The organism is Dongia sp. (assembly GCF_041909655.1).
GTDB lineage: Bacteria > Pseudomonadota > Alphaproteobacteria > Dongiales > Dongiaceae > Dongia.
Genome location: NZ_JAYRDA010000004.1, coordinates 23,177 through 44,683 on the forward strand (window position 1 = coordinate 23,177; position 21,507 = coordinate 44,683).

Annotated in this window: 21 protein-coding genes; 5 read left to right on the top strand and 16 right to left on the bottom strand. The window is 62.2% G+C overall.

Translation table 11 applies throughout. The features are described from left to right. Positions 1-3 precede the first annotated feature (3 nt). Both ACE3PR_RS09060 and ACE3PR_RS09065 read right to left on the bottom strand, forming a co-directional pair. Positions 4-807, bottom strand: a complete 804-nt coding sequence (locus tag ACE3PR_RS09060; protein ID WP_374370848.1) for an ABC transporter permease — start codon at positions 805-807, stop codon at positions 4-6. 3 nt (positions 808-810) lie between these two features. Continuing rightward, positions 811-1,689, bottom strand: a complete 879-nt coding sequence (locus ACE3PR_RS09065) for an ABC transporter permease (RefSeq protein ID WP_374370850.1) — start codon at positions 1,687-1,689, stop codon at positions 811-813. A gap of 410 nt (positions 1,690-2,099) precedes the next feature. On the opposite strand from ACE3PR_RS09065, the gene ACE3PR_RS09070 reads away from it, so the two are divergent. Continuing rightward, positions 2,100-3,218, top strand: coding sequence for a PotD/PotF family extracellular solute-binding protein (locus tag ACE3PR_RS09070; protein ID WP_374370853.1), 1,119 nt, complete (start codon positions 2,100-2,102; stop codon positions 3,216-3,218). A gap of 57 nt (positions 3,219-3,275) precedes the next feature. On the opposite strand, the gene dhaK is transcribed toward ACE3PR_RS09070, so the two are convergent. The 12 genes from dhaK to ACE3PR_RS09130 form a co-directional block, all read right to left on the bottom strand. Beyond that, positions 3,276-4,277, bottom strand: coding sequence for a dihydroxyacetone kinase subunit DhaK (gene dhaK, locus ACE3PR_RS09075; protein ID WP_374370855.1), 1,002 nt, complete (start codon positions 4,275-4,277; stop codon positions 3,276-3,278). A gap of 18 nt (positions 4,278-4,295) precedes the next feature. Continuing rightward, complete coding sequence (locus ACE3PR_RS09080; RefSeq protein WP_374370857.1) at positions 4,296-4,721, bottom strand: hypothetical protein; 426 nt, start codon at positions 4,719-4,721, stop codon at positions 4,296-4,298. Beyond that, positions 4,721-6,328, bottom strand: a complete 1,608-nt coding sequence (ptsP, locus tag ACE3PR_RS09085) for a phosphoenolpyruvate--protein phosphotransferase (RefSeq protein WP_374370859.1) — start codon at positions 6,326-6,328, stop codon at positions 4,721-4,723. Before ptsP ends, ACE3PR_RS09080 begins: the two co-directional genes overlap by 1 nt. Further along, complete coding sequence (locus ACE3PR_RS09090) at positions 6,318-6,650, bottom strand: HPr family phosphocarrier protein (protein WP_374370861.1); 333 nt, start codon at positions 6,648-6,650, stop codon at positions 6,318-6,320. Before ACE3PR_RS09090 ends, ptsP begins: the two co-directional genes overlap by 11 nt. 34 nt (positions 6,651-6,684) lie before the next feature. Further along, a complete protein-coding gene (gene dhaM, locus ACE3PR_RS09095; RefSeq protein WP_374370864.1) occupies positions 6,685-7,074 on the bottom strand; it encodes a dihydroxyacetone kinase phosphoryl donor subunit DhaM in 390 nt (129 codons plus the stop codon). Further along, positions 7,071-7,682, bottom strand: coding sequence for a dihydroxyacetone kinase subunit DhaL (dhaL, locus tag ACE3PR_RS09100; RefSeq protein ID WP_374370866.1), 612 nt, complete (start codon positions 7,680-7,682; stop codon positions 7,071-7,073). Before dhaL ends, dhaM begins: the two co-directional genes overlap by 4 nt. Before the next feature lie 94 nt (positions 7,683-7,776). After that, positions 7,777-8,802: an ABC transporter ATP-binding protein gene (locus ACE3PR_RS09105; RefSeq protein ID WP_374370868.1), complete on the bottom strand. Its 1,026-nt coding sequence runs from the start codon at positions 8,800-8,802 to the stop codon at positions 7,777-7,779. Further along, positions 8,795-9,892 carry an ABC transporter ATP-binding protein gene (locus ACE3PR_RS09110; protein ID WP_374370870.1) on the bottom strand — a complete coding sequence of 366 codons (1,098 nt, stop codon included), beginning with the start codon at positions 9,890-9,892 and terminating at the stop codon, positions 8,795-8,797. The genes ACE3PR_RS09105 and ACE3PR_RS09110 overlap by 8 nt, the downstream gene beginning before the upstream one ends. Positions 9,893-9,895: 3 nt before the next feature. Beyond that, the gene (locus ACE3PR_RS09115) at positions 9,896-10,114 is read right to left on the bottom strand and encodes a hypothetical protein (protein ID WP_374370872.1); all 219 of its coding nucleotides are present in this window, start codon (positions 10,112-10,114) and stop codon (positions 9,896-9,898) included. After that, the gene (locus ACE3PR_RS09120) at positions 10,111-11,067 is read right to left on the bottom strand and encodes a carbohydrate ABC transporter permease (RefSeq protein ID WP_374370874.1); all 957 of its coding nucleotides are present in this window, start codon (positions 11,065-11,067) and stop codon (positions 10,111-10,113) included. Before ACE3PR_RS09120 ends, ACE3PR_RS09115 begins: the two co-directional genes overlap by 4 nt. Further along, on the bottom strand, positions 11,064-12,017 hold the full coding sequence (locus ACE3PR_RS09125; protein ID WP_374370876.1) for a carbohydrate ABC transporter permease: 954 nt from the start codon (positions 12,015-12,017) through the stop codon (positions 11,064-11,066). The genes ACE3PR_RS09120 and ACE3PR_RS09125 overlap by 4 nt, the downstream gene beginning before the upstream one ends. Positions 12,018-12,089: 72 nt before the next feature. Then, positions 12,090-13,406: an ABC transporter substrate-binding protein gene (locus ACE3PR_RS09130; RefSeq protein WP_374370878.1), complete on the bottom strand. Its 1,317-nt coding sequence runs from the start codon at positions 13,404-13,406 to the stop codon at positions 12,090-12,092. Positions 13,407-13,840: 434 nt separating this feature from the next. Between ACE3PR_RS09130 and ACE3PR_RS09135 the strand changes: the two genes are divergently transcribed. From ACE3PR_RS09135 to ACE3PR_RS09150, 4 genes are all read left to right on the top strand, one after another. After that, the gene (locus ACE3PR_RS09135) at positions 13,841-14,875 is read left to right on the top strand and encodes a LacI family DNA-binding transcriptional regulator (protein ID WP_374370880.1); all 1,035 of its coding nucleotides are present in this window, start codon (positions 13,841-13,843) and stop codon (positions 14,873-14,875) included. A 15-nt stretch (positions 14,876-14,890) separates the two neighbouring features. Then, positions 14,891-16,348, top strand: a complete 1,458-nt coding sequence (xylB, locus tag ACE3PR_RS09140) for a xylulokinase (protein WP_374370882.1) — start codon at positions 14,891-14,893, stop codon at positions 16,346-16,348. Positions 16,349-16,423: 75 nt separating this feature from the next. After that, a complete protein-coding gene (locus ACE3PR_RS09145) occupies positions 16,424-17,476 on the top strand; it encodes a sugar phosphate isomerase/epimerase family protein (protein WP_374371667.1) in 1,053 nt (350 codons plus the stop codon). A gap of 16 nt (positions 17,477-17,492) precedes the next feature. After that, positions 17,493-18,674 (top strand): Gfo/Idh/MocA family protein, encoded by a 1,182-nt coding sequence (locus ACE3PR_RS09150; protein ID WP_374370884.1) that lies wholly within the window; start codon positions 17,493-17,495, stop codon positions 18,672-18,674. On the opposite strand, the gene ACE3PR_RS09155 is transcribed toward ACE3PR_RS09150, so the two are convergent. Continuing rightward, positions 18,671-19,432 carry an SDR family NAD(P)-dependent oxidoreductase gene (locus ACE3PR_RS09155; RefSeq protein WP_374370887.1) on the bottom strand — a complete coding sequence of 254 codons (762 nt, stop codon included), beginning with the start codon at positions 19,430-19,432 and terminating at the stop codon, positions 18,671-18,673. The genes ACE3PR_RS09150 and ACE3PR_RS09155 overlap by 4 nt on opposite strands. After that, positions 19,433-21,493, bottom strand: a complete 2,061-nt coding sequence (locus tag ACE3PR_RS09160) for a CHASE2 domain-containing protein (RefSeq protein WP_374370889.1) — start codon at positions 21,491-21,493, stop codon at positions 19,433-19,435. Positions 21,494-21,507 lie beyond the last annotated feature (14 nt).

The following is a 21,507-nucleotide window of genomic DNA, read 5'->3' on the forward strand; positions in this document are numbered from 1 at the left end:
GGGTCAGAGTCCGGTTGGCTTGGTTGACTGGACGCCACGGCGGCGCAGAACTTCGGAAAAGACGACGATGAAGGTCGAGACCACGAGAATCGTCGTGCCGAGCGCCAAGGTCATCGGCAGGCGCTGCGGGAAGCGCAGCTGGCTATAAAGGAAGATCGGCAGGGTCTGGTCGATGCCGCTGAGGAAGAAGGCCAGCACGTATTCATCGAGGGAAATCGTGAAGGACATCAGCAGGCTGGCGATGATGCCAGGCATCGCCAGCGGAAAAGTCACGCGCCAGAAGGTCATCCAGCCGGTTTCGCCAAGATCGCTGGACGCCTCCTCCAGCGACCGGTCGAATCCTTCCAGGCGGGACATCAGCACCATCATCGAAAAGGGCACGCAAATCAGGACATGCCCCGCGCCGACCGTCCACAGCGTCAACGGAACGTCGAAGACCTGGCGCAGGATCACCAGCAGGGCCACGGCCAGAATGATGCTGGGAACCACCAGGGGCAGCATGATGACGCCCATCACCGGCCCCTGCCCCGGCAGCTTGTAGCGCGTCACCGCCATCGCCGCCAGCAGCCCAAAGGTCGTGCTGACGAATGACACACCGATGGCGACCATCACACTGTTCTTCAGCGCGGTCAGCAATTGCGGGTTGCTGATCATCTGCTGGTAGGCCGTCAGCGTGAAGCCTTTCAGCGGAAAGATGGCCACGGTCGAATCATTGAACGAGAACAGCGGCAGCAACAGCACCGGCGCATAGAGAAAGACCAGGAACAGCAAGCCGTAGAGGTTGAGCAGATCGGGACCCTTGCGCATGGTTCAGGCTGCTCCCCGCGCGCGGATCTTGCGATAATCCACCAGCCAGAGAAACAGACAGACGATGGCGGTGATAGTCGCCATCATGACGACAGCGACCGCCGATCCAAGCGGCGCATCGTTCTGACGGCCGAAGAGAATCTGGATCGAATTGCCGATCATGCTGCCACCCGACCCGCCGACCAGAGACGGCGTCACGTAATCACCCACGGTCGGGATAAAAACCAGCAAAGTGGTGGCGATGGTACCCGGCGCCGACAGCGGCAGGGTGACATGCCAGAAGCGCTCCCAGGGTTTGTCGCCGAGATCGGTGGCCGCTTCCAGCAGAGACCGGTCGATCTTTTCCAGGCTGACATAGATGGGCAGGATCGCAAAGGCGACCCAGGCGTGCGCGAGCGTGATGATCACCGCCACGGGATTGTAGAGCAGAAATTCCAGCGGCGCATCGATCAACCCGATTTTCATCAGGCTGGAATTGATGACGCCGTTGAAGCCCAGCATGATCTTCCAGGCGAAGACGCGCAGCAGATAGCTGGTCCAGATCGGAATCGTGATCAGGATCAGCCAGAGCATCTTGTGGCGGTTGACGCGGAAGGCCATGAAATAGGCCATCGGATAGGCCACCAGCACCACGACCACGGTCACCGCCAGTGACATGGCGATCGATTTGACCAACAGGATGAGATAGACCGGGTTAGCGAGCGGGAACGGGATGCCGAACCAGTAGGTGATGCGATCGGAAAGCTCGAAGAGCTGCGCATAATTGCGCATGGTAAAGGTGGTATCGATCTCGAAGACGTGCTGAGTCCAGAAACTGCGCACAACCAGAGCGACAACCGGCATGATCAGCATGCACAGCATCACGATCAGCGTCGGTGACATCAGCAGATAGCCGCGCAACCACGGATATCGTTGACTTAAGCGGGACCTCACGGCACCCATGGGGCGCGGCCCTGCGATCCGATTGGTATCGGCGACATCACTCATTCCGAGAACTTCCCAAACCCGTAACCGCCCTGATGCACTTGCGTTGCTGCAGTGCGTTGGCGTCAGTGTCAGTCGGCCTTCACGGCGCTGTCAAGTGCAACGCGCTTCATGAATGCGCGACCTGACTTCATGCATATGTTTCATGATCGCAAGCGGCCGTGTTCATGCTTTCGTGAGCTGTCGGCCATCCGCCAAATTTGGCGTTGACAGTTCCTTGCTCAACGCCGTCAAATTTGCGTCGTCCTGCGTGCCGTTCGCACATGCGATCGCGTCAATGATCAGAAACTCGATAGGGGGCTATGGGAATGAACAGATTGAAATTCATCGACCGCATGTCGCAGGGCCGCGTCTCGCGGCGCGATGCCATGCGTGCAGCGGCTGCGTTCGGTGTCGGCGTTCTTGTTCTGCCGAAGCGCAGCTTCGCGGCAGAACCGCTGACCATTATGGAATGGAGCGGTTACGACATTCCGGAATATTTTCAGTCTTTCATTTCCAAACACGGTGCCGCGCCGAACTTCTCCATCTTCGCCAATGAGGACGAAGCCTTGCAGAAGGTGCGTAGCGGCTTCAATGCCGACATGATGCATCCCTGCACCTATTCGGTCGGCTATTTCGTCGAGGCCAAGATTACCAAGGCGATCGATACCACGCGGCTGACGCATTGGAACGACGTCTTCGAAACACTCCGGACCATCAATGGCGTCGTGATGAACAACGAGGTCGTGATGGTGCCCGCCGATTGGGGCAATTCCGGCATCGCCTACCGCACCGATCTGGTCGAAGCCGATTACGAGGCGAACGAATCCTGGAACATCTTCACGGACGAGCGCTATGAAGGCCGCGTCTCGATGTCGGATACCGAAGCAGCGCTGGAAATCGCCGGCCTGCTGCTCGGTTATCCGAAGGAAGAGATCTTCCGCATGACCGAGGAACAACTTGCCGGCACACGCGCGACAGCCGAAAAGATCGTGCGCAACAGCCGCTTCCTGTGGACGGACCCGACCGAAGTCGACCAGGCGCTGGCCTCCGGCGAAATCGTCGCCGCCTATGCCTGGAACCAGACGGTCAAGGCGCTCAAGGAACAGGGCATCCCCGTTAAATACGCACAGCCCAAGGAAGGTATCTTCACCTGGCTCTGCGGCCTCACCCTGCTCAATACAGGCAAGGGCGACGAAGCTGCTGCATATGATTTCCTCGATGCCTGGTTATCACCGGAAACCGGCAAGTATCTGATCGAGGAATCCGGTTACGGCCACAGCAACCTGAAGTCGTTCGAGATGGCCGATCCGGCGAAGGTCGCCGCCCTCGGCATCACCGATCCGATCCAGCATCTGAAGAACGGCATCCTGTTCGAGCCGGTCGAAACCACGCTCAACACGAAATACATCAAGCTGTGGGAAGAAGTGAAAGCGCTAAAGCAGTAATCTTCAGCTCATCGGCGCAAGAAGGGTCGGATCGGGAAACCGGTCCGGCCCTTTCCTTTACATCCCCCAGCGCAATGCCGCCGTGTGCACGGGCGAATCCCACAGCGCGATATCGTCATCCTCGACCACGCTCACCGTGATCGAGCAGCCGGCCATTTCCAGCGACGTCACATAGGACCCGACCAGGCAGCGCGCCGCCAGCAATTTATGGCCGGCCAGAATCCGCTGCGCCGAATTGCACATCAGATAGAGCTCCATCGCCGGCGTCCCGCCGAAACCATTGATCAGCAGCAGAACCTGCTTGCCGGCCTTGGGCGCCAGATCGCCCAGGATCGCGCCCAACATCTCCTCGGCGATGGCATCGGCCGAGGCGAGCTTGACCCGGCGGCGCCCCGGTTCCCCGTGGATGCCGACGCCCATCTCCATTTCATCTTCGGCGAGCGTGAAGGTCGGCTTGCCCGCCGCCGGCACCGTGCAGGAGCTGAGTGCCACGCCCATCGACCGTGTGCGGCCATTGACCAGCTTGCCATAGGCTTCCAGCCCGGCGAGGTCCCGCCCCTGCTCCGCCGCCGCGCCGACCAGGCGTTCGACGATCATGGTGCCGGCAACACCGCGGCGCCCGATCGAATAGGTCGATTTTTCCACCGCCACATCGTCATCGGTGATCACGGTCGCCACCGTGCCGATGCCCATATCGGCGGCCATTTCCGATGCCATGGCGAAGTTCATCACGTCGCCCTCGTAATTCTTGACGATGAAGAGCGCACCGCCGCCGGTATCCACCGCCTGTGCCGCGGCCAGCATCTGATCCGGTGTGGGCGAGGTAAAGACCTGGCCGGGACAGGCCGCATCCAGCATGCCATGACCGACAAAGCCCGCATGCAAGGGCTCGTGGCCGGAGCCGCCGCCGGAGATCAACGCCGGCTTGCCCTTCTTCAGCGTGCGGCGCTGCGCGAATTTCCGCTCGTCACCCAAAGTCACGATGTCGGCATGCGCGGCCGCGAAGCCGTCGAGGCTTTCCGCGAGGACGTTCTCGGTGGCATTGATCAACTTCTTCACGGCAACTCTCCCCAACTTTTATTTTTCGTCTTCGATGATCTTGGCCATCTGCACGGCAAGATCGCTCAGCATATGATCCAGGCGCCGGTTGCGTTCGTCATTGCCCAGATCAGGCACATGCAAGGTGGCGGTGCGGATGCGGCGGCCGGCATGGCTGCGCTGCAGGCGGCCGGGATGCGCCTTGTCATAGGCCGCGAGAAAGGCCAGCCGCTCCATCGGCGGAAAATGCACGATCTCGAAAATCGTCTCGAGATGCGGCGCCGGGATCGGAACGGCATAGCTTGCATTGGTGATCTGCGAGACAAAGGATCGGTTCTTGCCCAGGGCATGCGCGAGGCGCTGGCGTGTTCCAGATGGGCGATTGTCAAGCAGGCGCTGCAGGATGCCCTTGTACTCGGCCATGGCCGAGGCCTCGGTGCCGGAGATTTCTGATTCGGCGTTCATCAGGCGACACCTTCCGGCCATTGCGCGATCAGCGCCTTGGCCCGCGCCAGCATGGCGGGCGCCATCGAGAGGTTGCGGACACCCCGCTCCAGGAGCAATGGAATGAGGCGCGGATCGCCGCCGGCATCACCGCACAGACTGACATCGCGCCCGGATTCCCGGCCGAAACGCGCGACCCGTTCAATGAGCGCAAGAACAGCCGGATTGGTGGTATCGTTGAGGCCTGCCACCGACGCAATATCCCGCGCCGCCGCCGTCACGTATTGGGTAAGATCGTTGGAGCCGATGGAAAAGAAAGCTGCCGGGTAACGCTCGACGGCCAGTGCCGCCGCCGGCACTTCGACCATGATGCCCAGTTCCGGCATGCGGCAGGCGATGCCGTCCTTCTCCAGGACAGCGATCTCCCCGCGCAGAAGCTCCGCGGCAGCGGCAATTTCCTCGGGCACCGTCACCATCGGCAGCATGATCTTGAGCGGCCCGGCAGCAGCAGCCCGCGCCAGGGCGCGGAGCTGCTTGCGGAACACATCGGGATGCGCGAGGGAGAGCCGGATGCCGCGCAGGCCGAGGAACGGATTGGATTCGGCATCCTGCGTCAGACCTGGGATGGGCTTGTCGCCGCCGGCATCCAGGGTGCGGATGGTGACCGGCCGGCCGGCTGCCCACGCAACGATGCGGCGATAGACGGCGTATTGTTGATCTTCATCCGGCAGGCCGGTCTGACCATGAAACAGGAACTCGGTACGGACCAAGCCGATGCCGTCGCAGATCCGGGGATCGAGGTCGTCCAGTTCGGCGGGTTCGGCGACATTGATCTGCGTCAGCACACGCTCGCCGCGCGCGGTCACCGCGGGCCGCAGCAGATATTCCTGCCATTGCGCCGCCTGTTCCCGCGCCTCGCTGCGACGACGTTCGAACTCGGCGATCTCGGTTGTATCCGGCGCCACGCGCACACGGCCCGCCTCACCGTCCAGCAGCACAATCTGGCTTTCGCCCGCCAAGCCTGCCGGCAAGGCGAGCCCCACCACCATCGGCACGCCGCGCGCCCGCGCCAGCATCGCCACATGACTTGTAGGACTGCCGCCGGTCAGCGCGACGCCGCCACCCTTGCTCCAATCCCAGGAGAGAAAGCGCGATGGCGGAAGATCGCGCGCCAGCACGATGGCGCCCGGCGGCGGCGACAGATCGGCAATGCCGAGAAGATGCCCCAGCACCCGGTCGCGAATATCGGCGAGATCGGCGGCGCGCGCCCGGAAGTATTCGTCTTCCGCCGCACTGTAATCGGCCACCTGCGCATCCAGCGCCTGGCGCCAGGCGATATCCGCGGCGGTACCGGTATCGATCTCGGCAAAGGCGCCTTCCGCCAAAGCCTCGTCGCTCAGCATCGCCACCTGAAATTCCAGGATATCGACAGCCTCGCCATCAGCAATCTCTTGCAGAGCGGCAATGTCGGCAATCGCCTGTTCGATCGCCGCGCGCAGATCCTCTGCTTCCGCACTCGGCGCGCCGCGTTGGCGATGCGCCGTGGCTGCATCCGGCAATTCGAACAGCGGGCCGATCGCAAGGCCGGGCGCGGCCGCGCGGCCGCTATGCCAGATGTCAGTCGGCATGCCCCGGCTCCGGAACGCCCGCTGCCCTCGCGGCATGCGGACCTTCATCAAAATCGCGCCGGACCAGATCGACCAGCTCGTTGATCGCCGCCGCCGCGTCGGCGCCCTGCGCTGTGAAATGCAGGATGGCACCTTGCGGCGCCTTCAGCGCCATCACCTTGACGACGCTCTTGGCATCGATCCAGGGACCGCCGGAATCGAAAGCGAGGGCAATCTTCGCGGCAAAGGACTTGGCAAGCTTAGTGAGCTTCACCGCCGGGCGCGCATGCAGCCCAGTGGGATTGGTAATCTCGATCGCCGCCGTGATCGGCCCCTCACTCATAACCCGCGTCCTTCATTCTTCACGCTATCCGATCTCATTGCGGCGACAATTCCTCGGCGGTGCGTTTGACGACATCCAGCGCGGATCCACCCGCCGCTTCGGTCGCCGCGATGACGGCACCCTCGACAATCGGCGCGTTGCAAACGACGACCCTGCCTTGCCGCTCCGGCGGCAGCATCTCGATCGCCATCTCCGAATTCGTCTCGGCGCCGCCCAGATCGACCAGGATCGCGACCCCTCCCTCCGACCAGGCTTGATCGATCGCCCCCATGATCTTCTCGACCGAGGTGCCGAGGCCGCCCGCAGGATCGCCACCGCACCAGGCCAGCGGCACCTCGTTGCCGACCATCTGCCGCACCATGTCCGCCGCCCCTTCGGCGACCTTGGGCGAGTGCGAGACAATCACGATTCCAACCGTCTTCATGCCACTTCCTTCAAGACATCGGCCACCGCCGTGATGATCAGCGCCGAGGATCGGGCACCCGGATCGAGATGCCCGATCGAGCGGTCGCCCAGAAAGGATGCGCGACCGCGAATGGCCTTCATCGGCACCGTGGCCTCAGCCGCCGCCCCGGCCGCGGCAACGATACCGCCGAGATCGCGTCCACCGGCCTCCAGATGCTCGGCCACGGGAATGAGCACATCGAGCATGGTCTTCTGCCCCCGCTCCGACTTGCCCCGTGCCTGCACCGCCTCAATGGCCGCTCGCAGCGCCTTCACCACATCATCGATTGTGGGCTCAGGCGGCAGTTCCTTGCCCAGCGTGAGAAACAGGGTGCCAAACAAAGGTCCGGAAGCGCCGCCGACCTTCATCACCAGCGTCATGCCGACGCCTTTCAGGAATTCCGGCCAGGGCTTGGCCACCAGATTGCCGGCATCCGCCATCACCGCCTCAAAGCCACGCTTCATGTTGATGCCATGATCGCCGTCGCCGATGGCCTGATCCAGCGCCGTCAATTCGTCGGCGTGACGCTCGATCGCCTTCGCCACGGCGGCCAGCATGACCCCCCGCAGATCCGAACCCGATGCCATCAAATCCATCTCCGTTCAATTCGCAACTTGTTCATCAAAGATCCTTCTTATCGTACCCGGCCCGACGGACAGCCTGCGTCACTTCGGCGCGGCCTTACGCGACGATGCGCTCACCATCGGCGCCGAAGAACAAGGCGGCGCGCAGACCCACCCGCAATTCGTCGCCCACCGCCAGATTCATGTCCGGATCGACCAGCGTTACCAATTTGTGCTCGCCCAAAGCGAGATGCAGATGGTTCTGGTCCCCCAAATGCTCGATCCACTCGACCCGTGCGGCCACTTTCAGCGCAGAGCCATTGCCCTCGCGGTCCACCACGACATGCTCGGTCCTGGCCCCCACCGTCACGGCGTCGCCCGGGATCGCCTGTCCGGCGAAGGCCTGGGCCGGCAGCAGATTGATCGACGGCATGCCGAGCCTCGTCGCCACATAGGTATTGCGCGGTGATTCATAGATCTCGCGCGGCGTGCCGATCTGCACCAGCCGGCCCTGATCCAGCACGCCGATCCGCGTCGCCATGGTCATGGCCTCGATCTGGTCATGGGTCACGTAGAGCATGGTGGCGCCGAGATCGCGCTGGATATGCTGCAATTCGAGGCGCAATTCGGCACGCAGCTTGGCGTCCAGCGAGGAGAGCGGCTCATCCATCAGATAAACCGAGGGCGAGCGCACGAGGGCGCGGCCGATGGCGACGCGCTGCATTTCGCCACCCGAAAGGCGTGTCGCCCGGTTCTGCAGCTTGTGATCGATACGCAGCAGCTTCGCCACACGCTCCACCGCGCGGGTGATCTCTTCCTGGCTCTGCTTCCGAACCGGCGCCCGCAGCGGGAAGGCCAGATTGTCGAATACGCTGAGATGGGGATAGAGCGAGTATTGCTGAAACACAAAGGCCACGTTGCGTTCCGCCGGCGATAGCTGTGCCGCGTCACGGCCACCGATATGGACCCGGCCCGCATCCGGTTTCTCCAACCCGGCGATGAGGCGCAAGGTGGTGGTCTTGCCAGCACCGGTTGGGCCCAGCAAGACCACGAACTCGCCGTCATGAACGGTGAGGTCGATGCCTTCGACTGCCGTCACGTCGCCAAAATGCTTGGTCACCGATTCAAGGCGGATCTCAGCCATGGGCCACACCCTCGTAAAGCTTGCTGCGAATGGCCCGGCCGTCTTCGGCGCGGAACAAGGACAGCCGATTGGGCTCCAGCCGCAGACCGACGGAGCTGCCCGGCGTCACGCGCGTTTCGGAACTGGTGCGTGCCTTGATCTGCCCGAAATCCGTATCGATGGTGACGACCTGCGTCGTCCCCAGATATTCAGTGCCATAGATGGCACCCCGCAACGGAGAATTATCATCGAAGCGGATATGTTCCGGTCGCACGCCCAGTGCGAGTTTGGCGGGGCCAACATCCTCGTGAATTTCCGGCATCGCCACCTTCGCAGCACCCAATTGCACCTCGCCGCTGCCACGCGCGATGCCGCTTTCGAAGCGCAGGAAGTTCATCGGCGGCGAGCCGATGAAATCGGCCACGAACATGCTGACCGGCCGCTGATAGATTTCCTGCGGGCTGGCAAATTGCTCGATGACGCCCTTGTTCATGACCGCGATCTTGTCGGCCATCGACATGGCTTCGAGCTGGTCATGGGTCACATAAACCGTGGTGGCCTTCAACCGGTCATGGAGACCGCGCAACTCGCCGCACATGACATGGCGAAACTCCGAATCGAGGGCACCCAAAGGCTCGTCCATCAGGAAGCACATCGGCTCGCGCACGATGGCGCGGCCCAGTGCCACGCGTTGGCGGTCACCGCTGGAGAGCCCCGAGACGGATTTTTCAAGGATATGCTCGATGCGCAGGATGCGGCCGGCTTCGTCGACCCGGCGGCGGATTTCAGACCGCGCGACACCCTGACACTTCAGCGAGAAGCCGATATTGTCGCGCACGTTCATATGCGGATAAAGGGCAAAGAGCTGGAAGACGAAGGCGATGTCGCGCTCGGCCGCGCGCTTGAAGGTGACGTCGTTGCCGCCCAGCAGAATGCGGCCGGAGGTGGGCAATTCCAGCCCCGCGATCATGCGCAGGGTCGTCGTCTTGCCGCAGCCCGAGGGACCCAGAAGAACGAAGAACTCCCCATTCTCCACGGTGAAGTTCGAATTCTTCACCGCGGCGAAATCGCCAAAGCTCTTGTGCAGGTTTTCGACTTTGATCTCGGCCATCGTCTACTCCGGAAACTTGCTGACGATTGTGAACATCACGATGCCGCCGAGTACCGTGATGAACGACCAGCCATAGAGTGTGATCGAGAAAGGCTGCACCAGCATGAAAACGCCGAACAGGATGAGCGCGATGGCGACATTCTCGAGCAGCCCGCGTTTCGCCCAGGCCGGCCAGTTGCGCCGTGGCCGCGTAGGATTGGGGGTGAGTTTTTCCGCGCTCATTTGCGCACCGCGCCGAAGGTGATGCCGCGCAGCAGATGCTTCCGCAGCAGGATGGTGAAGAAGACGATCGGGATCAGGAACAAGGTGGTACCGGCACCCACGGCGGGCCAATCCATGCCGCCTTCGCCGATAATGGTCGGGATGAAGGGCGGCGCCGTTTGTGCCTCGCCCGAGGTCAGCAGGACCGCAAAGGCATATTCGTTCCAGGCGAAAATCATGCAGAAGATCGCGGTGGCGGCGATACCGGTCGCAGCCTGCGGCAGCACCACCTTGAAGAAGGCATGGAGGCGCGTATAGCCGTCGATCATGGCCGCTTCTTCATATTCACGCGGGATCTCGTCGATGAAGCCCTTGAGCAGCCAGACCGCGAGCGACACGTTGACGGCCGTATAGAGCAAGATCATCCCGAGCGCCGAATCCGAGAGGCCGAGCTCGCGATACATCAGATAGATCGGGATCGCCACGGCAATCGGCGGCATCATGCGCGTCGACAGGATGAAGAACAGCAGATCGTCGGCCAGCGGAATCCGGAACCGCGAGAAGGCATAGGCCGAGAACACGCCCAGCGAGACCGCGAGGAAGGTGGACCCGAAGGCGATAATCAGCGAATTGATAAAGCGCGGGACGTAATTCGACGAGCCGGCGATCACCATTTCCCGGCGCCTGGTCACCTCGTCGCATTCCCCCTGCGGCGGGCCCAGCGCCTCGATATATTCGTCGGTCTGCCGCGTGCGGGTCGTGAAGAGGTTGCAGTATCCCTCCAGCGACGGTTCGAAAACCACCTTGGGCGGATAGGAAATCGAATCCGGCGGTGTCTTCCAGCCGGTTGCGAAGATCCAGGCCAGCGGCACCATCGAGATCAGGGCATAGAGGATCACCAGAAATCCGGCGATCCGTTTCGAATTGGCCGACGGTTCGACGACCGAATGGGCAGTGTTGCTGGCGCCGCTCATCTCTGCTTCACCTTGTTGAGGGCCTTCACGTAAACATTGGCGAGGCCGAAGACGACGACGAAGAGGATGATGGCGAAGGCCGAGGAATATCCCGTGCGATAGGCCTCGAACGCCTGCCGCTTCAGGGTGATCGAGGCAAGCTCGGTGGTCGAGCCCGGGCCGCCACCGGTCAGCAGCATCACCATGTCGAACATTTTGAAATTCTCGATGCCGCGGAAGAGCACCGCCAGCATGATGAAGGGCAGCGCCATTGGCAGCGTGATCGACCAGAATTGCTGCCAGCGCGAGGCGCGGTCGACTTCGGCCGCTTCCAGGATGTAGTCCGGGATGGAACGCAATCCGGCAAGGCAGATCAGCATCACATAAGGCGTCCACATCCACGTATCGACGATGACGATCGCCCAGGGTGCCAGCGTCACCGAGCCCAGCATCTCGAAGGATGATGGCGGCAGCCCCGTGAAGAAAGAGACGATGTAATTGAAGAGGCCGATCTGCGGCTGATAGAGAAACTTCCAGAAATTGCCGACCACCGCCGGCGACAGCATCATCGGGATGAGGATGATGGTCGTCCAGAAGGCATGGCCGCGAAACTTGCGGTCGATGAGATAGGCAAGAGCAAAGCCGATCACGGTCTGGAACAGAATGGTCCAGAAGACGAAATGGGCCGTCGCCTGCATCGCCGCCCAGACCTCGGGCGAACTCAGGATATCCTGATACCACTTGATGCCGACATTCACCACCGGCCGGTTGGGCCGGTTCGAGGCGTAATTGGTGAAAGAGAGATAGACCGTCCAGATCAACGGAAAGATGTTGATGGCAAGCAGCAGCAGAATCGTCGGCGTGACGAACAGCCAGGCGATCGATCGGTCGGACAATCCGCGGACCGCCCTGGCGACGCCGGGTGGCGTCGCAGCGGCAGCGCGATGAGCAATGGCATCAATATTTGGCATAGGACTCTCTGGGAAAGAGCGGCGTCTCCGGCATGGGCCTGTCGGAGACGCCGTGGCACTCAGGAAAAGTGGTTAGAGTTTGCCTTCTTCCTCGAAGATTGCGGTCCAATCCACGATGAGGCCGTCAAGTGCCTCCTTCGCGGTACCCTTGTCCGCCACCACATAATCATGCATGCGCTTCTGCATGGCCTGCAGCAATTGGGCATAGGCCGGTTCCTGCCAGAAATCCTGGACGCCGCCCATGGCTTCGAGGAATTGCGCCGCGAAAGGCTGCGAACCCTTGAAGCTCGGATCGTTCAGCACGTCGTTGTGGCAGGCATAACCACCCAGCGACCACCACTTCTTCTGCACATCCGGCTGGGCAAACCATTTGATGTAAGCCAGCGCGCCGTCCATGTTGTCGGTATTGGCGACAACCGAGATGCCCTGCCCGCCCAGAGTCGACGCGGCGACCTTGGCACCCGGATTGACGAAGAAGCCGGTCTTCGCGCCGACGGTCTCGTCCTTGGCCATGCCGGGCATGAAGGCGAACCAGTTCATCATCATCGCGACCTGGCCCGATTTGAACGCGTCGAGGTTTTCACCCATATAGCTGTCGGTATAACCCGGCGGAGTGCAGCACTCGTAGATCGCCTTGTACATTTCCAGACCGGCAACCGCGTCGGCGGAATTGACGGCGCCTTCCATGTCGTATTTGCCCGGCGTGTTCTCGTATTTGAAGCCATAGGGATAGAGCGCCGAGGTGGCCCCCATGGTGATGCCTTCCGAGGCACGCTCGGTGAAGATCGCCGCGCCATAGACCTTCTTGCCGTCGATCTCGCGGCCCTGGAAGAACTCCGCGGTTTCCTTCAATTCAGCCCAGGTCTTCGGCGGCGCCAAATCGCGATTGTACTTGGCTTTGAATTCCGCCATCAGATCGGCGTTCTCGAACCAGTCCTTGCGGTAGAACCAGCCATTGGCATCGCCCATCGCCGGCAGGGCCCAGTAATTCGGCGTGCCTTTCGGCCAGGTCGAATAGGCATAGACGGTCGCAGGCGCGAAGTCGTCCATCGAGATTCCTTCCTTGTCGAAGAAATCATTGAGCTTCACGTAATAGCCGTTCTCGGCCGAACCGCCGATCCATTGCGAATCGCCGATCAGCAGATCGCACAATTTGCCGCCGGAATTGAGTTCGTTGAGCATGCGGTCGGCGAAGTTCGGCCACGGCACGAATTCGAACTTCATGTTGGTGCCGGTCTGCGCGGTAAAATCCTTCGACAATTCGACCAGCGCGTTGGCTGGATCCCAGGCCGCCCAGCAGAGCGTCAGTTCGTCCGCTTGCGCACCCGACGTCGGAGCAAGAGCGATGGCAGCCGCCAGCGCGCCAGCACCCCCAATAAGCTTTTTCATTCGGTATCCTCCCAATGTTGCATCCATTTCCCCCATGCGCCCTATCGCTTGTCCGAATGGCGCCGGAGGGGCCCGAGGCGCGCTCCCCGCGCGACCCAAGCTCTTGTGTTATGGATTCCGCCTTAGCCTGCGATTGAGGTGTTTAGCAGGTAGGACGTGGTGTTAAGTGATATTTGAAATCACTAAACATCGCAAGAGCGGATCGACGGGAGTTGCGGCAGAGAACATGCCATAACTGTACGATTTATGTGCTGCATTGCAATATTTTGATCGATTGTTATTCTGCAGTTGCGAAACGGAACGATCCTCGAAAGCCATTCCTGCCAATGAACTAAACACGTTAAACATTTTGCACTGCGGTTAAGCGGGCATCGGAAGAAATACACGTCATTTTTTGAGTTGCGTACCTCAAAAATTCTGGCAGGTTGCGCGACATGAAAGACCGCACCCGCCCTACCCTCGTCGACGTCGCCGAATTTGCGAAAGTCAGCCTCGCCACCGTCGATCGTGTCTTCAATCGCCGTCCCGGCGTCAGCACCCGAACGGTCGAACGTGTGGAACAGGCCCTGGTGAAACTGGGCTATCGTCCGGACCCGGCCGCCGTGCGCCTCGCCCGCGGCATCCAGTATAATTTCTGCTTCGTCTTGCCGACCGGCACCAACACCTTCATGTCGCAACTGGCTGAGCAGACGGAACGCTCCATTGCCTGGCTCAGGGATCAGAACGTCTTTAGCGACCTCATCCGTGTTGACGTGTTCGACCCGCAAATTCTGGCCGAGGCACTGCGCCGGCTGATCGGCCAGTATCATGGCGTCGCCGTGGTGGCGCTCGATCATCCGCTGGTGCGCGATGCCATCAATGCGCTGGTCGATAGCGGCGTCCATGTGGTGACTCTGGTTTCCGATGTGCCGGGTTCCCGACGCCATCGTTTTGTCGGCATCGACAACAGCGCCGCCGGCCGCACCGCCGCCACCCTGATGGGCCGTTTCTCCGGTCAAAGGACGGGCCAGATCGGGCTCATCGCCGGCAGCCTCACGCTGCGCGATCATGCCGAACGCCTGTTCGGCTTTCAGCAAGTGATCGGCAGCGAGTTTCTCAATCTCGCGGTCCTGCCCCCGCAGCAAAGCCACGACAGTGCCAAGGCATGCAAAGGCCTGGTTTCGGCAATGCTCCAGGAGCACGGCGATCTCGTCGGCATCTATAATATCGGCGCCGGCAATCGCGGCATCGCCGAAGCATTGGTCGAATCGGGAAAGGCGGACCGGATTGTCTTCATTGGCCACGAATTGACCGAATTTTCGCGCCGCTATCTCATGCAAGGCATCATGGACGCCGCCATCAACCAGGATTCCGGCCATGAGGCCCGGTCCGCGGCACGTGTCCTGCTGGCCTATTGCAGCGGCCAAGCTGTGATCGACGATCAGGAGCGAATTCGGATAGATATCTTCCTGCGTGACAATCTACCGTGATTGAAAGAAGCAGGAATGTATATCGGCATCGATCTTGGCACATCTTCGGTAAAGGCCGTTCTGGTTGACGAGCGGGAACAGATTCTCGCTCAGGCGAGCGAAGCACTCACCGTGAGCCGCCCCGTTCCCACCCATTCGGAACAGGATCCGGAATCCTGGTGGCAGGCGACACTTGCAGCCCTCGACCGGCTGGCGGCCGAGGCCCCTCAGGCCATGGCGGCGGTACGCGGGATCGGGCTTTCCGGCCAGATGCACGGTGCCACTTTGCTCGATGCCCAGGATCGGGTGCTGCGCCCCTGCATTCTCTGGAACGATGGCCGCGCCGCCGCCGAATGCGCCGAGATGGAACGGGCCTGGCCCGAGCTCCGCGCCGTTACCGGCAATATCGCCATGCCGGGCTTCACCGCACCCAAACTGCTCTGGGTGAAACGCCATGAGCCGATCATCTTCGCGGCCACCGCCAAGGTGCTCCTGCCCAAGGCCTATCTGCGCCTCCGGCTCACCGGCGAACATGTCGAGGAGATGTCGGATGCGGCCGGCACGCTCTGGCTCGATGTTGCCAAGCGCGATTGGTCCGACGCGGCCCTCGCCGCCACCGGTCTCACGCGCCAGCACATGCCGCGCCTGGTCGAAGGCTCCGCCCCTGCCGGGACTCTGCGGGCCGAGTTGCAACAGCGTTGGAGCATGAATCAGGCGCCGATACTTGCCGGCGGCGCCGGCGACAATGCGGCGGGTGCCGTGAGCCTCGGCGCCGTGCGGCCGGGCGATGCCTTCATCTCGCTGGGAACCTCCGGCGTGCTTTGGGCGACGACCGCGGGCTTTGCGCCCAATCCAGGTCAGGCCGTCCATGCCTTCTGCCACAGCCTGCCGCGTACCTGGCATCAGATGGGTGTCATCCTCTCGGCCGCCTCCTGCTTCGCCTGGCTCGCCAAGACATTGGGAACGCCTGAAGCCACTCTGCTGAAAGATCTCGGCAACGCACCCCAGCGCCCTTCCCCGATTCTCTTCGCGCCCTATCTCTCCGGTGAACGCACGCCACACAATGATGCCGATATCCGTGGCGCCTTCATCGGCCTCGATCATGAAACCGGCCGGCCGGAGCTGGTGCAGGCGGTGATGGAGGGTGTCGCCTTCGCCCTCCGCGATTGCCTCGATGCCTTGCGCGCCGCCGGGACACGCATCACGACGGCCGATGTCATCGGCGGTGGTGCGCGCTCGCCGCTCTGGTGCGCCATCATCGCCAATGTGCTCGATCTGCCGCTGACCCAGGTCCTGGGCGGCGAAGTCAGCGGTGCCTTTGGTGCCGCACGCCTCGGCCGCCTCGCCGCCACCGGCGAAGATCCGATCGCCGTCTGCCTTCCGCCGGCGCGGGCGCAAGCCATCCTGCCGACCGCGAGTTTGCGCGATTCCTACGCGGCCTCCTATGCGCGGTATCGCAAGCTCTATCCGGGCTTGAAGGAGATCGCGGCGTGAACGGGAGCGTGATTCATCAGCAATAGGCGCCGCGGCTCAACACGGCGCCGGAAAACGGGAGAGACGACCATGGCACTGACCACGATCAAGGGACCGGCCATCTTTCTGGCGCAATTCGCGGGCGACAAGGCACCGTTCAATTCATTCGATTCCATCTGCAAATGGGCGAGCGGCCTCGGCTTCAAGGGTGTTCAGGTCCCGAGCTGGGACGGGCGCATGATCGATCTCGAAAAGGCGGCGAAGTCGAAAACCTATTGCGACGAGCTGAAAGGCATCGCCAAGAAGCACGGCATCACCATCACCGAACTCTCGACCCATCTTCAGGGCCAGTTGGTCGCGGTGCACCCTGCCTATGACCAGGCCTTTGACGGTTTTGCACCGGCCAAGGTGCGCGGCAATCCGAAGGCGCGGCAGAAATGGGCGGTCGACCAGATGATGCTGGCGGCGAAGGCCTCGCAGAATCTGGGCCTCACGGAGCACGTCACCTTCTCCGGTGCCCTCGAATGGCCCTTCATGTATCCCTGGCCGCAGCGGCCGAAAGGATTGACCGATACCGCCTTCGAGGAACTCGCCAAGCGCTGGCTACCGATCCTCAACGCCTTCGACAAGGCCGGCGTCGATGTCTGCTACGAAATCCATCCCGGCGAGGATCTCCATGATGGGGTCACCTTCGAGATGTTCCTGGAGCGGGTGAAGAACCATCCCCGCTGCAACATCCTCTACGACCCGTCGCATTTCGTGCTGCAATGCCTGGATTACCTCGAATACATCGACATCTATCACGAGCGCATCAAGATGTTCCATGTGAAGGATGCCGAGTTCAACCCGACCGGGCGCCAGGGCGTCTATGGCGGCTATCAGAGCTGGGTCAACCGCGCCGGCCGCTTCCGCTCGCTGGGTGACGGACAAGTGGATTTCAAAGGCATCTTCTCGAAATTCGCCCAATACGGCTTCAAGGGCTGGGCGGTCATGGAATGGGAATGCTGCCTGAAGCATCCCGAGGAAGGGGCGCGCGAAGGGGCGATCTTCATCCGTGACCACATCATCCGCGTCACCGAGAAAGCCTTCGACGATTTCGCCAGCGGTGGCACCGACAAAGCCGCCAACCGCCGCATGCTTGGCATTTAACAGGGGGAGGACAGACATGCCCATCGAAGGCAGCAAGGATAAAGGCGGCAGGAATCGTATTCGTCTCGGCATGGTCGGTGGCGGCGAAGGCGCTTTCATCGGCGCCGTGCATCGTCTCGCCGCGCGCATGGACGATCAGTACGAATTGGTGGCGGGCGCCCTCTCCTCCACCCCGGCCAAGGCGAAGCGATCGGCGGCGGCGCTCGGCATCGCGCGCGACCGCGCCTATGCCGATTTCCAAACCATGGCGGAACGCGAAGCCGCGCGCGAGGATGGCATCGAGGCGGTGGCGATCGTCACCCCCAACCATCTCCACGCGCCGATCGCGCGCGCTTTCCTCGATGCCGGCATCCATGTCATCTGCGACAAGCCGATGACGGTGACGCTGAAGGAGGCGCTCGACCTCAAGAAACGCGCCAGGAAGAACCGACGCATCCTCGCGGTGACCTACAATTACACTGGCTATCCGATGGTGCGGCATGCACGGCAGATGGTGCAGGAAGGCGCGTTAGGCACACTCCGCGTCGTCCAGGTCGAATATCCGCAGGACTGGCTGACCGAAAAGCTGGAAGCCACTGGACAGAAACAAGCCTTGTGGCGCTCGGATCCCAAGCAATCGGGTGCCGGCGGCTCAATCGGCGATGTCGGAACCCACGCTTATGACATCGCCACCTTTGTGAGCGGCTTGCAGCTTGATTCACTTGCCGCCGACCTCACCTCTTTCGTGCCCGGCCGCAAGCTCGACGACAACGCCAACATCCTGCTGCGCTTCCGCGGCGGCGCCCGCGGCATGCTCTGGACCAGCCAGGTCAGCCCCGGCAACGAGAACAACTTAAAACTCCGGGTCTACGGGACCAAGGGCGGGCTGGAATGGCATCAGGAGCATCCCAACCAATTGCTCTGGTCGCCCTTTGGCCAGCCCACGCAGGTGATCTCGCGCGCAACCGGCGCCGCCAACGCCTCCGCCGCCCGCGTCACCCGCGTGCCGCCGGGACATCCGGAAGGCTATCTGGAAGGCTTCGCCAACATCTATACGGAAGTGGCGGCGGCGATCCAGGCCGCCCGCATCCGGCGGCGGCCGGATCCAGCCATCCTTTATCCCACCGTCAATGACGGGGCACGCGGTGTCGCCTTCATCGAGGCCGCGGTCAAGTCGTCGAAACGCAACGCCGCGTGGGTGAAACTGGCCAAAGTCTAGGCCATCAACTGGCCGCCATTCACTTCGATGATCTGGCCGGTGATATAGCCGGCCAGATCGTTGGAGGCGAGATAGAGCACGGTTCCGGCGCAATCCCGCGCTGCCCCCAGGCGGGCCTGGGGAATGGTCTTCCGGGTTGCTTCCAGTTTCTCCGGCGTCGAATGACGCGCATGGAAATCGGTGTCGATCGTGCCGGGCGAGACGGCATTGACGCGCACGTTCTTGGGCGCAAGTTCGCGTGCCAGCGAGCGTGTAAAGGTCGCGATGAAGCCCTTGGTGCCGCTATAGATGCTGGAGCCCGGCGACCCGCCCGTGCGGGCCGAGACCGAGCTAACATTGATGATCGCGCCGGCCCCGCTCTTGGCAAGATGTGGCAGTGCGGCCTGACAGCAATGGATGGTCGAACGAACATTGAGGTTGAAGACCGCGTCGATGAAGGCATCGTCGATATCCTCAAGCTCGCGCCGTGCCACCATGCCGCCGGCATTGTTGACCAGGATGTCGAGACCTCCCAGGGCCGTGACGCATTGATCGACCAGGATCGCAGCCTTCCCCGGATGCGTGAGATCGCTGCCGATACCGACCGCCTGCCCGCCCTCCGACTGGATCTGCTGCAGCAAATTGGCCGCCGCGGGCCCGCCGGAATGGAAATGCACAGCAACCTTGGCGCCGGCCCCGGCAAAGGCATGCGAGATCGCGGCACCAATACCCGTGGCACCGCCCGTCACCAGGACGCAGCGCCCCGCAATGTCTTTCATCTATTTCGATCCCTGCTGAATGACGCCTTCCCAATCCGACATCGGCGTCGCGGCATAGGATTTCGCCCAGCCGACATAACGCGCCGCCAATTCGTCGCCCTCCGCCGCCAGAACGGCGAAAGCCTGCGCAGCCTCATCAAACGCGCCACGGCGCCAGAGTACAAGAGCCTCGGTAAAAGCGGCAAGATTGAGCCGCGCGGATTCTTCCTTCGTCAACGGCTGATAGAGCCTCACCGGCTGGTCGCGGCCGATGACGCGGATGAAATCCAGCTCCCGGAACGCACCGGCTTCGCCAACGCGCTCACGCACCTGCTCGCTCACCACGATGGGAATGCCGTAATGCTTGCCCACCCCTTCCAGGCGCGAGGCGACATTCACCGCATCGCCCATGACCGTGTAGTTGAAGCGCTGCGGCGACCCGATATTGCCGACGATGGCCTCGCCGCTGTGAAGCCCGATGCGGATCGAAATGCGGCCGTTGCCGCCGATGAAGAGCGGGTCGCGGTTGAGCGAATCGATCATGGCAAGGCTGGCCTCGACCGCATCCAGCGCCGCATTGGGCCGCGACAAGGGTGCGCCGAAGATCGCCAGGATACCGTCACCGATGAACTTGTCCACAAAGCCGCCATGCGCCTGGACGATCTCGGTCATGCGGCTGAAATAATGGTTGAGCTCATCGACCAGCGGCCCCGGCGCCACCCGCTCCGACAAGGTCGAATAGGAGGCGATATCCGAGAACAGGATCGTGACCTCGCGCAACTCGCCACCCAAAGCCGGCAGCTTCTCCTCGCGCACCAGCCGGTCCACCTCGCTCTTGGGGAGATAGAGCGAGAAGGCATTGCGCAACTGCCGCCGCGCCCGATCCATGAACATGAGGCGCAAGGCGATGCCGGCGGGGCCTGCCAGCGCGATGGCCGCAAGGCCGGTCAGCCAAGGCAATGCCCAGAAGTGCGTGAAGCTGCCGATGGCAATTGCGGACCAAGCGATGACAAGGCCCAGCCAAATGATGATGGCGCGGCTCGGCCGCGTCGCCACGAAACCGAGCGCCGCCAGGAACGAGAGCAAGACCAGGACTCCAGCGCGTTGCGGCGCGCTCGGAAGGCGCAACCCGCTATCGCTCAACAGATTGTCGATCGCGGTGGCGTGCACCAGCACCCCAGGCATGGAATCGCGGGAGTCACCGGAGAATTTGCTGCGATCCGCTGGAATACGGCAGCGTTCCCCGAGATTCTGTCCTTCCGGCAGAGTCGCGAAACGACCGGAGGTCAGCTTGCGGTCTTCGATATCGAGCACCCCGCCGAAGAGAATGATCTTCCCCGCGAAATGACGCTGGAAGAATGCCGCATCACCCGCCTCGGCGCAGGCGCGCAGATCGGCCAAGGAGTAGATCGGCGACCGGTGTGCCGCGGCAAAGTTCAGCATCACATCGCCATCTGGAGAACCGATAGCGCCACTGCGTCGCGCCAGGGCCCGCATGGCGAGTTCCGTGCCAAAGCTGGGAATGGCCTCACCGCCGCTCTCGCGATATTGGCTTGGATAGCGCCGCGCGATCCCGTCCGCATCCGGCGGCAGGTTGGTCGGGCTTTGATTGGTGAAGTCATAAAGACCGCCGATCGCGGCCAATTGCTGGAAGGTCGGCCGGATGGGATCGGTCTGGTGTTGCGTGAAACCCAGCACGATGCGCCCATCGGCGGCACCGCGCTTCAAAGACCGCAGCCAGTCACGGTCATAACCCGGCACCACGCTGTCCGCCGTGGTGCCAATGATGATATCGACCCCCACCACCGCCGGTTCCGCATCGAGCAGCGCATCCAGGACGCTTCCCAGATGCGGCGTCCACAAGGCCTGCGGCAATTCGCGAAAATGATCGTCGCGATAGGTGGCTTCATCCACCGCGACGATGGCGATCTCGTCACTAAGCGGCGGCGGGCCCCAAAGCCGCGCCTGTACGAGATGCAGGAAATCGATCGACAGGCGATCGAGAGCGCCGCCGCGGAAGGTCAGCGTGACGCCGATAAGGGCGGCGATGGTCGCCGCCAGAATGAAATTCCGCCCCCGCACGCCCCCTCGCTACA